At 42.3% G+C, this 14,295-nt stretch carries 14 protein-coding genes and 1 pseudogene; 13 read left to right on the forward strand and 2 right to left on the reverse strand.

The window, feature by feature from the left end; all coding sequences use genetic code 11:
• The first annotated feature begins 2 nt into the window (after positions 1–2).
• The 12 genes from cas5b (at position 3) to TRQ2_RS05295 (ending at position 11,911) form a co-directional block, all read left to right on the forward strand.
• Positions 3–665 (forward strand): type I-B CRISPR-associated protein Cas5b, encoded by a 663-nt coding sequence (cas5b, locus tag TRQ2_RS05240; protein WP_012310883.1) that lies wholly within the window; start codon positions 3–5, stop codon positions 663–665.
• Positions 656–2,821 (forward strand): CRISPR-associated helicase/endonuclease Cas3, encoded by a 2,166-nt coding sequence (locus tag TRQ2_RS05245; protein WP_012310884.1) that lies wholly within the window; start codon positions 656–658, stop codon positions 2,819–2,821. The genes cas5b and TRQ2_RS05245 overlap by 10 nt, the downstream gene beginning before the upstream one ends.
• Entirely contained in the window at positions 2,818–3,297 is a 480-nt protein-coding gene (cas4, locus tag TRQ2_RS05250) for a CRISPR-associated protein Cas4 (RefSeq protein ID WP_012310885.1), read from the forward strand. Before TRQ2_RS05245 ends, cas4 begins: the two co-directional genes overlap by 4 nt.
• A 9-nt stretch (positions 3,298–3,306) precedes the next feature.
• A complete protein-coding gene (cas1b, locus tag TRQ2_RS05255) occupies positions 3,307–4,266 on the forward strand; it encodes a type I-B CRISPR-associated endonuclease Cas1b (RefSeq protein ID WP_012310886.1) in 960 nt (319 codons plus the stop codon).
• A gap of 13 nt (positions 4,267–4,279) precedes the next feature.
• On the forward strand, positions 4,280–4,543 hold the full coding sequence (cas2, locus tag TRQ2_RS05260; RefSeq protein ID WP_012310887.1) for a CRISPR-associated endonuclease Cas2: 264 nt from the start codon (positions 4,280–4,282) through the stop codon (positions 4,541–4,543).
• Positions 4,544–4,547: 4 nt separating this feature from the next.
• Positions 4,548–5,834: a type III-B CRISPR module RAMP protein Cmr1 gene (gene cmr1 / locus TRQ2_RS05265; protein WP_238514486.1), complete on the forward strand. Its 1,287-nt coding sequence runs from the start codon at positions 4,548–4,550 to the stop codon at positions 5,832–5,834.
• Entirely contained in the window at positions 5,831–8,275 is a 2,445-nt protein-coding gene (gene cas10 / locus TRQ2_RS05270; protein ID WP_148202929.1) for a type III-B CRISPR-associated protein Cas10/Cmr2, read from the forward strand. The genes cmr1 and cas10 overlap by 4 nt, the downstream gene beginning before the upstream one ends.
• Complete coding sequence (cmr3, locus tag TRQ2_RS05275) at positions 8,272–9,264, forward strand: type III-B CRISPR module-associated protein Cmr3 (protein ID WP_012310890.1); 993 nt, start codon at positions 8,272–8,274, stop codon at positions 9,262–9,264. The genes cas10 and cmr3 overlap by 4 nt, the downstream gene beginning before the upstream one ends.
• Before the next feature lie 14 nt (positions 9,265–9,278).
• Positions 9,279–10,157, forward strand: a complete 879-nt coding sequence (cmr4, locus tag TRQ2_RS05280; protein ID WP_012310891.1) for a type III-B CRISPR module RAMP protein Cmr4 — start codon at positions 9,279–9,281, stop codon at positions 10,155–10,157.
• 5 nt (positions 10,158–10,162) lie between these two features.
• A complete protein-coding gene (cmr5, locus tag TRQ2_RS05285; RefSeq protein ID WP_012310892.1) occupies positions 10,163–10,525 on the forward strand; it encodes a type III-B CRISPR module-associated protein Cmr5 in 363 nt (120 codons plus the stop codon).
• Complete coding sequence (gene cmr6, locus TRQ2_RS05290) at positions 10,512–11,240, forward strand: type III-B CRISPR module RAMP protein Cmr6 (protein WP_012310893.1); 729 nt, start codon at positions 10,512–10,514, stop codon at positions 11,238–11,240. Before cmr5 ends, cmr6 begins: the two co-directional genes overlap by 14 nt.
• Before the next feature lie 365 nt (positions 11,241–11,605).
• On the forward strand, positions 11,606–11,911 hold the full coding sequence (locus tag TRQ2_RS05295) for a hypothetical protein (protein ID WP_012310894.1): 306 nt from the start codon (positions 11,606–11,608) through the stop codon (positions 11,909–11,911).
• Positions 11,912–11,998: 87 nt separating this feature from the next.
• Here TRQ2_RS05295 and TRQ2_RS05300 read toward each other — a convergent pair.
• Together TRQ2_RS05300 and tnpA are read right to left on the reverse strand one after the other, a co-directional pair.
• Positions 11,999–13,044, reverse strand: a pseudogene (locus tag TRQ2_RS05300) (RNA-guided endonuclease InsQ/TnpB family protein).
• Positions 13,029–13,268: an IS200/IS605 family transposase gene (gene tnpA, locus TRQ2_RS05305; RefSeq protein WP_369700798.1), complete on the reverse strand. Its 240-nt coding sequence runs from the start codon at positions 13,266–13,268 to the stop codon at positions 13,029–13,031. Before tnpA ends, TRQ2_RS05300 begins: the two are co-directional and overlap by 16 nt.
• Before the next feature lie 395 nt (positions 13,269–13,663).
• Here tnpA and TRQ2_RS05310 point away from each other — a divergent pair, with 395 nt between their 5' ends.
• Positions 13,664–14,266, forward strand: a complete 603-nt coding sequence (locus tag TRQ2_RS05310; protein WP_235231202.1) for a GGDEF domain-containing protein — start codon at positions 13,664–13,666, stop codon at positions 14,264–14,266.
• Positions 14,267–14,295 lie beyond the last annotated feature (29 nt).

Below are 14,295 nucleotides of genomic sequence, written 5' to 3' on the forward strand. Positions count from 1 at the left end.
GAATGAAAGTTCTGGTTTTTGATGTCTCCACTTCCTACGCTCTCTTTAGAAGGCCTTACACAACGACATCGTCTTATACCCTTCCTTTTCCACCAAGAACCGCTCTTTTAGGGCTTGTGGGGTGTGTTTTGGGATATTCCACACCTGAAAAACTCGACAGTGCAAAAGTGGCGGTTCAGATAAAAAATCCTTTGAAGTTTCTGCGAACGGGAACGAATTTTGTGGAAACAAAGAAAGACAAAAAAGCGTCGAAAAGAACAAGAATAAGTCTTCAACTTCTGAAGAATCCTGCTTACAGGGTGTTTTTCAGCTGGGAAGACAAAGATTTTGAGAGGTTGAAAAATCTTCTCGAACACAACGAAACCATCTTCACACCTTACCTTGGTGTGGCAAGCTTCATAGCTAAACTGGATTACGTAGGAGAGTACGAAGCAACTCGCGTAGAAGATTTTCCCTGCGAGGTCCACACGGTTGTTCCGAACACCATAAAAATCGTGCCAGAACCTTCACACTACCTCGTATTCGAGAGGGTCACAAGAAGAATGGATAAAGAAAGGAACTTGCTTGAATCTGCGGTTTACATTTTTAAAAGAGACTTATCTCCTGTGAAGGTGGAAGGGGGAGAAGTGTGGAGAGTGGGAGATCAGAACGTAGTGTGGATGTAGTGAAGTCTCATCCTGACAGAAGACTGATCGACCATCTCGAAGGTGTTAAAAAACGCTCTATGGAGAAATTCAGATCACTTGATCTTTCCTGGGAAGAACTTTTCGGATACGATGAAAGAATTCTGGAAGAATTCGTTTCTCTACTCTCTGAATCGCACGATATTGGAAAGAGTACAACCTACTTTCAAAAGCATCTGAACGGTGAGAGAGTTGAAAGATCTTTGAGTGCGCACGCTTTCTCCTCTGCGGTTGCTTTCTTCCACAGATCAAAAAACTTGCCGGACAAACTCAGAATATTCGGTTTTGAGATAATAAGAAGACACCACGGAGATTTCAGGAACTTTCTGGATATAGAAATCGACGAAAAAGTTCTGGAAAAACATTTCTCAGCCATTCCAGAAGATTTCCTGAGAAGATATGACCTTCATGATTTGAAACTGTCAGAAACGATGAAAGAGATGAAAAAATTGATCAGTAAGTTTTCTATCCTTGGAAAAAAAGAGCTTTCTGATTACTTTTTGATCCATCTTTTTATGTCCGTACTTGTTTCTTCGGATAGGGAGGATGTGGTTTTCAAAGACGAGCCGCTTCCTTCTCTTCCTTCTTATGAAAAGGAGAAGATACTCTCCTACAGAGAGAATCTCGGCAGAAAGAATCAGATCGACTCTCTGAGATGGAGATTTCAGGACGAGATCTTGAACTTCAAACCCGAAAGAGGAAGGATATACTCCATAACTGCACCGACGGGAATAGGAAAAACTCTTGCAAATCTCCTTTTTGCTGGACATCTCGCTGATGAAGACACGATCATAATATACGCACTTCCCTTCATAAACATAATTGAGCAGACCGTCGATAAGATAAAGGAAATATTTGAGACAGAGGATCCGTTCTTTGTCCTTCCTTTTCATCACCTCGCAAATCCAGTTTACGAAGAAGCTGACAAATATGAAGATCTTCTAATGAATCTCTGGCACTCCAGGGTGATAGTCACAACATTCGTGTCGCTTCTGGAGTCCCTCATCACTTTCAGAAAGATTCCGTTCTTCTACAAATTTCCTAAAGCCGTCCTCATACTCGATGAGGTTCAGGCAATACCTCACGAATACTGGACCCCTGTTGAAAAAACCGTTGAATTTCTTTCGAAAATGGGCACCACCGTTTTACTCTCTACAGCGACAAAGCCCGCTCTTTTGAAAGAAGCTCAGGAGGTGGTGTCTAACAAGAATGTTTATTTCACAGCCTTGAACAGAACTGTTCTGAAAGTGGAAAAAGAGATGAGCTTTGAAGAATACAAAGAATTCGTAATAGAGACCTTGAAAGATGGTAAAAGAACGCTCATCATAACAAATACGATAAGAGAAGCCGAGGAGATATACGACGCTGTTGAAAGCATGGGAAAAACGTGTTTTCTTTCCTCCAGGGTGATACCAAAGCACAGACTGGAGATTGTTTCGAAGATAAATGAGTACGATCTGTGCGTCTCCACTCAGGTGGTGGAAGCAGGTGTTGATATCTCGTTTGAAAGGGTGATAAGAGACATCGCACCTGTTGACAGTATCGTTCAGGCAGCGGGAAGGTGCAACAGACACTTCGAGTTGGAAAAGGGAGAAGTGATAGTTGTACCTGTCAAGGATGAGAGAAAAAACACCCTCTTTTCTTCTTACGTTTACGGAAGTTTCCTCACAGAGACTTCCATGAACGTATTGAAGAACTACAAAGTTCTGGAAGAAAGTGAATTTTTCACGCTCGTGGAGGATTTCTTCGACTATGTGAAAATGTACGGCAATCCGGATAAGAAAGGAATCGGCAAAGCGCTCGAGAATTTGAATTTCAAAAAAATAGGAGAATTCAGTCTTATTGAACCAGAACCAACGGTACCGTTCATCGTTCTTATTGATGAAGAGGCTCAAAGAGTATTCGAAGAATTTGCAGAGATCTTCGATGGGAAAAAGTCAAGAGAAAACTTCTCTCTCGTGAAGAGGTTGTTCAGAGAACTTTCTCCCTACATCGTGAGCGCGAGGATAAAGAAGGATCTTTCATTCCCACACACGATCGCCGGCATGGTGGTTATCTACAGAAACGTTCTCGACAAGTGGTACCATCCTGTGAAGGGTTTGAGAGTGGAAGGATCCGATGAGGTGATCATCATATGATGATCTCTGGAGCTGTTGTTTTGAGTTACATAAATTGCAAAAGAGAAGCGTGGTTGATGGCACATGGAGTGCTTCCAGATCAGGGAAACATGCACATAGAGATAGGAAGGTTCATTCATGAAGATTACAACGACTCTATCGTGCTTCCTGGTATGAAGATCGACACCATATTCGAAAGAGAAGGAGTGAAAGTAATTGGTGAAGTGAAAAAATCATCCGCTTCGAAAAAGGGAGCTGAGTATCAACTCCTTTACTACCTTTACAGGCTCGAAGAAAAAGGTGTGAAGGCAAAGGGAGAGATCATAGTACCAAAAGAGAACCAAAGAATTCCAGTTGAGCTCACAGAGGAAAACAGAGAGAAAATTAAAAAGGTTCTCGAGGAAGTATCTTCCCTTCTTGAAGAAGAAACTCCTCCACCAGCCAAGAGAAAGGGAATTTGTAGAAAGTGCGGTTATGAACTTTTCTGTTTTTCGTGAGGCGAGAGGATGGAGAGTGTTTATCTATTTTCAAGCGGAACGTTAAAGAGAAAAGCGAATACTATCTGTCTTGAATCAGAGGCGGGAAGAAAGTACATACCTGTCGAAAATGTGATGGATATAAAGGTTTTTGGGGAGGTTGATCTCAACAAAAGATTCCTTGAGTTTCTTTCTCAGAAAAGAATTCCTATTCACTTCTTCAACAGAGAGGGGTATTATGTAGGCACTTTTTATCCCAGAGAGTATTTAAACAGCGGTTTTCTGATACTGAAACAGGCAGAACACTACATCAACCAAGAAAAGAGAATGCTCATAGCAAGAGAAATAGTTTCAAGATCGATTCAAAACATGATCGACTTTTTGAAAAAACGAAAAGTCCAGGCTGATTCACTAACGAGGTATAAAAAGAAAGCAGAAGAGGCGAGCAATGTATCAGAGTTGATGGGAATAGAAGGAAACGCAAGAGAAGGGTACTACTCGATTATGGACAATCTCGTGTCGGATGAAAGATTCCGCATAGAGAAGAGAACAAGAAGACCCCCTAAAAACTTCGCCAATACACTCATCAGTTTTGGAAACTCGCTTCTTTACACCACCGTTTTGAGTCTCATCTATCAAACACATCTGGACCCGAGGATAGGATATCTCCATGAGACGAATTTCAGAAGGTTCTCACTCAATCTTGATATAGCAGAGCTGTTCAAACCAGCCGTGGTGGATAGGTTGTTTTTGAATCTCGTCAACACTCGTCAAATAAACGAAAGGCATTTCGATGAAATCTCAGAGGGTCTCATGCTCAACGATCAGGGAAAAAGTCTGTTTATCAAAAATTACGAACAAATTTTGAGGGAAACGGTTTTTCACAAAAAGTTGAATCGGTACGTTTCCATGAGATCTCTGATAAAGATGGAACTTCATAAACTGGAGAAGCACCTCATAGGTGAACAGGTTTTCGGATCTGAGGAATGAAGGAATGATTTGAATGTACGTCATCATGGTTTACGATGTGAACGAAAAGAGAGTTGTCAAGATTTTGAAAATAGCTCGAAAATACCTCAAATGGGTTCAGAACTCTGTTCTGGAAGGAGATCTTTCCCCCGGAAAATATGAAAAACTGAAAATGGAGATCTCAAGACGGATAGACGAAAAAGAAGACTCCGTTAGATTTTACGTTATGGACTCTCAAAAGGTGTTCAACCTGGAAATACTGGGAGTGGAGAAAGGAGAAGATGGCTTCATCTTCTGAGGAGGTGAGTGTTTTGGAGATCAAATGTAAGGTTGTAACTCCTATGTTTTCAAGAGGCGCGGCTGAGCCGAAGTGGGAGAACGGAAACAGAGTATATCCCTTCGAGCTGAGGCCGCAAAGCATCAAAGGGGTCCTCAGATTCTGGTTTCGTGCTATCGCTCCAACGGTGATAGACATCTACTCGCTCGAGGGTTTGGAAAATCTCAGTAAGAAAGAAAAAGAGAGATGGGAAAAAGAGAAATACAAGGGCTTGAAATATCTCGAAGGACTGATCTTCGGATCTCAGGAAAGAAAATCTCCTTTTAGTTTGGAGGTCGAGGTGAAAGGGGAATCGCAGGCTTTGGGAAGTTTTGAAAAAAGGGGGAGGAACCATAGGATTCAAATCGAAAATGGCCAACTTCGCCCTCTTAAATACTTTCTCTATGGTTTGTATGACGAAAAGAATGCTGTGAGCTATGAATTTCTCCCTCCCGATAGCGAATTCAGAATATTTATCTATACAGCAAATAAGAATATTGAAGAAATAATTCTGAGCTTGTTTAAACTCGTTTCCACTTTTTCCGGTTTTGGGGCGAAGACGAGGAAAGGTTTTGGGGAGTTTTTAATATTAGAGCCGTCTTTTGATAGAAATAACTATAAAGATGCAATTGAAGGATGCCAGAAAGCGATTGAGAAATTTATGAAAATACATAATTCTAGAAGCGACATTAAATTCAAACCGAGCCAAAATACCTTCGCAGAGATACCAGAATTTCCTAATTTTTGTGACTACAACATCTTTGAGTTTTCAATAAGAGACTGTCGATTTTGGAGTGATGCGTTGAAAAAATTTTCCTATACTTACAGAAATTTAAAGAGAATTCTTAGGAAATCCAAAGGGGATTGTGTAAAAGAGATCGTAGATGCTTTGAGGGGAATTAAAAGAGAGGTGATTCTTCCTCCTGCGGTTATGGGACTCCCTCTTTTGTATCAGAGATTGAAAGGTTTCGAGGACAAGAGAGTGGCAATATTCTCTTCTCTTCAAAACCTTGATCTTGAGGAAAAGAGAGGTAGAAAACCATCCCCTCTTTTCATTTCCCTTCACGAAGATGGTGGAAATTGGAAGGTAGCAGTTCTCGTAATGAGAAGCAGAATAACATCTAACGAAGAAGGAAAACTGGAAACAATACTTTTTGAAGACGAAGGGAAGGAAAAAGAATCGTTGTTTATTGTGAGAATGAATGAAAGAGAAAGTTATGAGGAACTTTATAAATGTCTTAGGAAACAATCTAAAGAAATCCAGGGGGGATGATCGTGAGCGAAAGAGAAGAATTCTGGAAATCTAAGATAACCGCTCTTCTTCATGATCCACTGGTGAAGGCGTTCGATGTGAAAAATCATGAAGATATAGCTGGCGAGATCCTAAAGACCCTTGGCATAGAAAAATCAAGAGGTGAAGAAGATCGTCTTGCAAGCGCGATGGACAGGTTTCCCATTCCATACGAAAAAGATGCAAAAAAACAAATTCATGTTTCGTTCGATGAGACTCTCTTTGTTCATCCATTCTCCGGTGAAGAGTTACCGGAAGTGAAAAGTTTCTTTCAAAATCAGAAAGTTGAAGAAATGAAGAGCCGTCTGATAAACGCATTGACAAAGCTGAAAGAGAGAAACAATACGTACGAAAAGCTCTTTCATTCCATCTGGTGGAATCTGCCGTACATTCTGGAGGGAAGTCAGTTTCTTCCTGCTGATACCAGAATAGCGAATCACTCGATCATAGACCATCTCGACGTAACATCGGCTCTCAAGGGATGTGTAGAGGGGAAACAGGTGAAGGCATCTCTAATAGCGGTAGCGATAGGCCCTGTTCAAGAAGTGATAGCCCAGGCAAGGAAAGTGAAAGACCTTTGGGCTGGAAGTTATCTTCTTTCTTATCTCATCTACGGTGCCATAGAAGTCGTTGGCAAAAAGTACGGCTTCGATTCCATCATCTCACCGTATTTGAGAGGAAACTATTTCGTCAAGGAAACACTCGAAACGATGGGAGTAGATCTTGAAGATCTCTGTCCTGTTCTACCTCGGAGGGAAGTCGCTTCTCTTCCAAACCTTTTTGTCGCGATAGTTCCATCCTCGGACGAAGAAATACTCAAAGAATGTGAGGAAGCGATAAAGAACAGATGGGAAACAATAGTTGATAAAACAAAAGAAAAGCTCAGTAAAAGCGAATTTCTTTTCAACGAGCGTTCGTTCGATTACCAAGCGTCTCTCTTTCCGGACATTCAGACATCGAAGGTGTCTTTCGATGAACCTGAAAAGATAGTTGAAACGGTCAGAAACTTGTTCACGGGATCGGGAATTGAAGATTTCAAGGAAGTTCTGAGGAAAGTATCGGAACACGCTGGTTACAAAGAGAATCCTGGGACGTTTTACAGGTACCTCCATCGTCTTCTGACCTCAAAACTCGCTGCGAGAAAGATGGCCAGACTTTTTCCGGGATACGAAGAAGATGTTTATTCACCCCACTTCACCAGTGAAAAAGAGTTTCTCGATTTCTTGAAAGAAAAAGAGGAAGAGCTCTTCCACGACGCGGACGATTTCGGGGCTGGAGTCAGAGCCTGTGCTGTGTGCAGAGACATAGAAAAAAAGGACAGGCTCGGAACTCTGAACACTGTGAAGAGATTTCTTCCGGAAATCCTCAATATCAGGATAAAATTCGACTCAACAACAGATATTGCAAGAAACAATCAGGCAAATAAGGAAATCGAGGATCCCGCAAAATTCAAGAACGGATACATAGCTGTTCTCCTCATGGATGGAGATCGAATGGGTGATTGGATGCTTGGAGAGAACGCACCTTCCCTGGAAAAGGTAATAAATCCGAAAGTGATTGAGATGTTTCAAGAAACAGATGATCTCAAATATGCATGGGAAAAACTGAAGGAATTCAAAACCATTCAGCCAGCCTATCACAGGGGTGTTTCGAGGACACTCGGTATCTTCTCTCAATTTGTCGGGAAAATTGTTGATAGACACAACGGGATGCTCGTTTACAGCGGTGGAGACGATGTTCTGGCGCTTCTTCCAGCAGACAGCGTACTGGAATGTGCGAACGACATCAGAAAATTCTTTTCGGGATACCTGGAGTACGAAATAGAGATTGAAAACGGCTCTGATGTGGAAAGATTCAGATCAGAAAACGGTGTCCTGTACCACAACGACAAGCCTTTCGCTCCTCTAATGGGAAAAGTCGCTACTATGAGCGCAGGAATCGCAATTGTTCATCACAAATTTCCACTACAGGTGGCTCTGAATATGGCAAGGGAAGCAGAGAAGAAAGCAAAGAGAGTCTACGGAAGAAACGCGTTCTGTGTGGCACAGGTGAAGAGATCGGGACAAATCGTTTTTGCCGGATCCAGGTGGGAGATTGAAGGAGAAGACGTTGTCAGGAGATCGTTGAAAATCCTTGAGGAGATGAAAAATTACAATGTTTCACACCGCAGTCTTTACAAACTTCTCTCTCCGGACTTCTCGCTCTACGAGGACAAAATGGAAAAGTTTGTAGAGTTCACTTTGAGAAGATCGATCCATTCAGAGAAATCGAAGAATGAGTTCATTGGAAATTTCAAGGATTTTCTGGGTCGGATGGTAGATTACTACAAAAACACGAAAAGGGCCTCCTTTGACGAAGCAATGAGAGAAGCACTGGAATTTCTCATAATGGTGTACTCGATGAAGAGAGGTGAGTCGCAATGAAGCTGTGGGCGATATACTTCGAACCCGAAGATTGGGTTGGTTTCAGAGAGACTAGAAGATTTTCTTTTTCTGATAGGGTGGAGAGTGTATTTCCATCTTCTTTTCCATTTTACGGTGCTGTGAGAACAGCTCTTTTGATGAAAAATCAGAAATTCGATCCCGGAAATGCTGAAAGAGCAGGAGACATAAGGATGTTCGGCCCTTTTGTTTTTAAAAATACCCCTGAAGGAAGGAAGCACTACTTTCCTCTTCCAAGAAACATATATAAAACGGATTCTGGTTACAGAGTCACTCCCATTGTCGAGATTGATGGAGGTTACCTTCCCTGGAAACCTGAGTACAGGATGGATAGTAAGGAATCTATGTCTGGGGGGCTCATAGAACTGGGTGATCTCGAACTTCTCAGGAGTAACACTCAGGGTGTGTGTAAATTCGATCTTGTTTCCACGGAAAAAATCTTTAAGAAGGAAACCCACATAGGAATAGCTTTTGAAGAGAACAGGAAAAAAGCGAAAGAAGGTATGATATACTCGATCTCTTACTACAGATTTCACAATGGAGGATTTTTCATGCTCACAGACGATGAAAGAACGGTCGAGCTTGTTTCAAAACTCGACGGTGTGTTTCTCGGGATGAAGAGCAGGTGGGCGGCGGTCAAGGTTGGAGAAGTGAACACCACTGCTTTTGAACCTCCAGACTATGAGAATGTAGCGGTTGCTCTCATAACACCGGCTGTTTTCGATGGAGGAGGGATGCCGAAGGATAGGACCATTCTTGGAAAGAAAGTTCTCACAACCGCAGGGATTAGAAAGCTGGTTGTTTCCGGATGGGACCTCTGCAAAAATAGACCAAAGAAGATCTATCATGCTGTCTCTCCGGGAGCTGTTTACTATCTGGAAGGTAAGGTCAGTGGACATGTGCTGAATGAAAGTAAGTTCACGGATTTTGGTTTTGGAAGATGTGTCTTCATGAAGTACGAAAAACTTTGAGGAGGGATAGAAGGATGGAAGGAAGAGTCTTCCTTCTTTACGCGGAAACTCAGGTTCATGCTGGAACTGGTTTCGAAATAGGAGTTGTTGACCTGCCTATTCAGAGGGAGAGAACCACGCGCTTTCCCATCATAAACGGAATAAAGGGAGCGTTAAGGGCATATCTTAGACCTCGTATTGAGAAAAATTTAGAAGAAAAGATATTTGGCAGTGAGTCGGGAAGTGGCAAAGGAACCAGTGAGTCAGAAAGTGTCAAAGGAACGGTTCCTGGTAGTTTGAGCTTTTCTGAAGCGAGAATTCTCCTTTTCCCCGTGAGAAACCCGGATAGGCTTTTTGTGTGGGTTACGTGTCCTCTTGTACTGATAAAATTTGCGAAATCTGTAGGGGATAACGATGTTGTTAAAGAACTAGAAGAGGTGAATATTGATTATGGAAAGGCAGTCTCCTTCTATGGATCCGGTGAGGTGTTCCTTGAGGAAGTAAAATTAAAGTCAGCTGCTTTTGAACTTCCAAGGACAAGGGAATTGATATCGAAGATTTCCAATTGTGCTCCAGTCGATTACCTGAAAAAGAAAATGAAAAGCGATGTGGTTGTGGTGAATGATGTTCTCTTCTCAGAAATCGCTCAAACTATGACAGAAGTTGTACCGAGAGTGAGAATAAACAGAGAGAAGAAAACCGTTGAAGAAGGTGGTTTGTGGTACGAGGAATATCTGCCTCAGGATACGGTGATGTACTTTGTGGTGAGGAAGACGTACTACGGCAACAAAGAAGATTCCGGGAAAGATTCTTTGATGGAAATTTTCAAGAACGAAGTGGATGGAAAATTGATCAACATCGGAGGAAAAGAAACCGTCGGAAAGGGCATGATGTGGGTACATGCCTGGAGGTGATGAAGATGAAGACGCTCAGCCTCGAACTGGCAAAACTGGCTATGAATTTGATCGAAGAAGTTGAGGAAGACAAAAGAGATGATTACCTCAGGACTGTGAAGAGTCTTGGAAGTATGATCGTTCAAAACGGTTTGATGGGAACAATTCTCTTTCTGAAAAAGAAAGGAAAAAACAAGGTGGTGGATCACCTTGGAAAGATGATCGAACACCTGACACTGGAAGATAGTATCGTCGAAAAACTGATGAAAAACGAGCCACTGGATGCCCGCACGTATTTGAAAGCACAGATCGCTGCTCTTGAATGCGCAAAATGGCTCAAAAGATGTGGAGAGATTCTCCTGGGTGGTGAAGAGAATGAGACTACCTGAAAGCAAAAACCTCAGTCTTTATTGGGAAAAGTACAGTTTTCTTTTGTTTGAGAGTTCAGACTCAAAAGATAAAGAGAAAGAGATAGTAGGCAAGATCTTCCAAACCGTTGAGAAATTGCAATCCGATTTTGGAAAGATCAGTAACATCCTCAAAGAAAGAAGGGAACAGCTGATCAGGAAGAGAAAGCCGTTTATCAACTTAAAGATGAAAGTGAAAGGAAAACTCTTGCTTGGGGCTGGTAATCCTTCTCCTATCGAGGTGGGAATAACTCTTTCCAGAAACTACGGGCTTCCCATAATTCCTGGCACCGCTATCAAAGGGACGTTTGCCAGTTTTCTATTCGAATTCGAAAGGGATAAATACGAATCACTCGCTCATATTTTTGGAGACACTGAAAGAGAGGGGGATCTCATTTTTCTCGATGCGATACCTGTTTCGGATTTGAAATTCTCACTGGATATCGTCAATCCGCACTTTCAGCCGTATTATATGAAAGAGAAACTTCCTCCTAACGACTGGTACAACCCTGTTCCAAAAAAGTACTTGGTGGTGAGCAGTGGTGTATTCTGGTTTACTGTTCTTGAGAGTCGTTCCGGAGTTATTGGAAATTCTGAAAAAGAACTAATAAAACAGAGATTCGTGGAGATGCTCAGAACTTATGGTGTAGGCGCAAAGACTAGCTATGGGTACGGTCGTTTCAAAGATCTTACCTGAGCTGTAGAACCTTGAAATCCAAAAAACGTCAGTGAACCCCGCATCAAGCGGGGCTTTTTTCTTACACATTTTTTGAAATCTGTACTCAAGGGGGGTGGATGGGATATCAAGCAAGACAAGAAGAAAAATTAAAAACGAACTTTTGTTGGAAAGAGAGTTTCTGTTAGAGGGAGAATCAAAGCGTTTGGTACCACAGGAAGTCCTTTCTCGAAAAAAACAATTCTTATAACAACTGTGAGGTATTTAGATAAAAAGATCAAGATAGATCATCTGTTCGATCAAAAAAGGCACTGAAAATATGGATAAGAATTTTATAACCCTTTGAAATGCGTTTTTGAGAGTTCTTTAAGGAGGTGTTCGGTACGATGATTTTTGTGGGAGATATCAGCACGCTGGATATGTGCAGGCGTAATCATGCGGGAGAAATTAAGCTCAAAGATGTCCTGACCAAGAACGAGGGATTGCAACGTCTTCAGAAGCTGCGATGGTGGTACCTGTACGAGGTACCAGCGACTATGGCAGGTTTGGCAGTACCCGCGGCAAAAAGGGTCAAAACTGAACTCAAAACACCATCTGATCTCTGGATTTTGATAGATAACAAATGGCTCGTTTTTCACATCGAAGCAGAAAAGAAACCTATTAAAAGATCTGAACCTTTTACATCTCAGTAGAGGTGGTTTTTCCTCTTATATCACACCATCGAAAATTATTTGTTGACACTCCCGATCCCCTAAAGGGGATGGGATTCTTGGCAGCTCTTAGGCTGCCTTCCATGGAGCGCTAATCGCTCCATGACCACAGAGGTGTGGGTTAAACCTCACACCTCTGGCGGGTGCCAAGCCCGCTACTACTTGGAACAGAGTCCCAAGATACCTTTTCCAAATGTTGATTGCTCCCACTCCGTCCCTGTGATACTCAAAACTGCAGCTGGTGCACTCGTAATTTCGTCCAGACGGCCTGTTTTGAGTGCCGCATACAGGACACGTTTTGCTTGTATGCGCTTCAGAAATGCGCACAACCTCGATGCCGAATATTTGCGCTTTGTATTCTATCTGGCTCATGAGCTTTCTGAAGGCCCATTGGTGCAGTTTTTGATTGAAATTATCGTTGCCGTTTGTGCGTTCTCTTATGTTCGTAATGTCTCCGACGACAATGGTGCTTATGTTCTTTTGCACGCATAAACCGATGAAGTGGCTCGTGATTTTGTGGAGCACGTCGTTGATTTGGTTTCTCGTCTTGTACAGCACCCTTCTTTTGGCTCTCGACAGTTTTTTATACCTTCGTGAGCCCTTTTGGCATCGACTCAAAGCCCCCTGGATATCTGCTAGTCTTTTGTTTCGGTATCTGAGTATGCTGTTGAGAACACCACCGTGATATGAAATCACCTCAGAACCATCGAAACAGATTATCGGGCGGAGTATTCCGACGTCTACGGACATAACTTTCTGGCTCTGGCCTCTCTTGTGCTCGCTCTTCACCTCTATCGCAAGGTGAAGATAATACCGACCGGCTTCGTAAACCAACTTGGCTTGCCTGATTGTTGTACCGGCTGGCAACGTTGTGGGGATTATAAATGGCTCTCGATTGCGTCCCATCGAGAGCTTGACTTTCCCATCCGGCAAAAGCTTGATGGCTTGATCTTTCCAAATGAACGGCAGAAAATTTTTCCTCTCTTGTTTTTGATCTTTTTGACCAGCGACATGGTTTTGTTGTAGATCCGAGCGGCGATCCTGTTCAGTTCAGAACACAAAGGATACAATTCCACTGGCACAGGGACTTTGTAGGTTCTCACATATCTTGACACTCTTCAATGTGCCTCCTGATGGTTTCTTCTGAAACGGTGCCCGCTGAGCCCACATAGTATGTTCTGCTCCACAATTCTTCTCTTGTTCTCAGGTGCGGGAATTTTTCGAGAAGCTTTTTTGAAGACACCCCTTTGAACAGGTTGACTATTTGTGCCGGAGCTAACCGAGGAGGCGCAGAAACAAAAAGATGCACATGATCCGGTTGGATCGATAGCGACAACACCCAATCATAACACGAACATGACCAACAAGCCTCTCACCAGTCCCACTGAAGCGGAAGGGCTTGCGAGGCTATTTTTCTGTCATTTTTGAAAGAATACTGTGATAAAATTCAGACAATAAAAAGTTGAATCTCAGAAGGTGACAACTGTGAATAACGGTCATTTTGAATTTTTGAAAAAAGTGTTTTATTCTTTACAACCTGTAATTGGTTTTGTTCTTCTGGAAAGCGACAGTGAGAATGGAAAGCTCTCTGTGAGAGTTTCCGAGGGGAAAGTCCCTCCCTTTTTCAAAGAGGGGTTTTTCTTTACTTCAGAGGAACTGACTCATCTTATCAATGTATGTAGTAGCACATCTGCAATTATCTCAGTATTGAAAGACAGTAAGTATAGAAGGTCTTTGATCCTATATCTAAAAAGGCCTTTGAGCAAAGATGCTCTTCTTTTGATTCAGACTCTGCTGACGACCTTTGAAAGGGAAGATCTTTCGTTTGGTATAAAAGAACTGGAATACATGGCCTATCACGATCCGTTAACAGGGCTTCCAAACAGACGCTATCTCTTTGAGTTAGGAAAAAGATATCTGGATTTAGCAAAGCGTGAGGGAAAGAAGGTATTCGTTCTTTTTATGGATCTTGCTGGGTTTAAGGCGATAAATGACACATACGGCCACTTGGTAGGTGATGAGATATTGAGGACAGTTTCAAAAAGGATTCTGGACAGGGTAAGAAGAAGCGATGTGGTGGCCCGATACGGTGGCGATGAGTTTACCATTCTCCTCTACGATATGAAAGAAGAGTATCTGAAATCTTTCCTGGAAAGAATTCTTTCCGCCTTCAGAGAACCCGTCAGAGTGAGAAACACAGTTTTAACTGTTGCATCGAACATAGGTGTTGCCGGATTTCCCGAAGACGGGGAAAATCTTGAAGAACTTTTGAAAGTAGCGGATATGAGGATGTACAAAGCAAAGGGAATGAGAGCACTATATCTCCTGCGTTCATGATTTTTCAATTTTTATTCCTTCTTTTTTCA

Source organism: Thermotoga sp. RQ2, from assembly GCF_000019625.1.
In the GTDB taxonomy this organism is placed as follows: domain Bacteria; phylum Thermotogota; class Thermotogae; order Thermotogales; family Thermotogaceae; genus Thermotoga; species Thermotoga maritima.

Excerpts from the sequence above, each read along its gene's own strand:
- cmr5 (WP_012310892.1), top strand. The coding sequence starts at position 10,163 with ATGAAGACGCTCAGCCTCGAACTGGCAAAACTGGCTATGAATTTGATC.
- cas10 (WP_148202929.1), top strand. The coding sequence starts at position 5,831 with ATGATCGTGAGCGAAAGAGAAGAATTCTGGAAATCTAAGATAACCGCT.
- cmr3 (WP_012310890.1), top strand. The coding sequence starts at position 8,272 with ATGAAGCTGTGGGCGATATACTTCGAACCCGAAGATTGGGTTGGTTTC.
- cmr4 (WP_012310891.1), top strand. The coding sequence starts at position 9,279 with ATGGAAGGAAGAGTCTTCCTTCTTTACGCGGAAACTCAGGTTCATGCT.
- cas4 (WP_012310885.1), top strand. The coding sequence starts at position 2,818 with ATGATGATCTCTGGAGCTGTTGTTTTGAGTTACATAAATTGCAAAAGA.
- TRQ2_RS05295 (WP_012310894.1), top strand. The coding sequence starts at position 11,606 with ATGATTTTTGTGGGAGATATCAGCACGCTGGATATGTGCAGGCGTAAT.
- cas2 (WP_012310887.1), top strand. The coding sequence starts at position 4,280 with ATGTACGTCATCATGGTTTACGATGTGAACGAAAAGAGAGTTGTCAAG.
- cmr6 (WP_012310893.1), top strand. The coding sequence starts at position 10,512 with ATGAGACTACCTGAAAGCAAAAACCTCAGTCTTTATTGGGAAAAGTAC.
- cas1b (WP_012310886.1), top strand. The coding sequence starts at position 3,307 with ATGGAGAGTGTTTATCTATTTTCAAGCGGAACGTTAAAGAGAAAAGCG.
- cas5b (WP_012310883.1), top strand. The coding sequence starts at position 3 with ATGAAAGTTCTGGTTTTTGATGTCTCCACTTCCTACGCTCTCTTTAGA.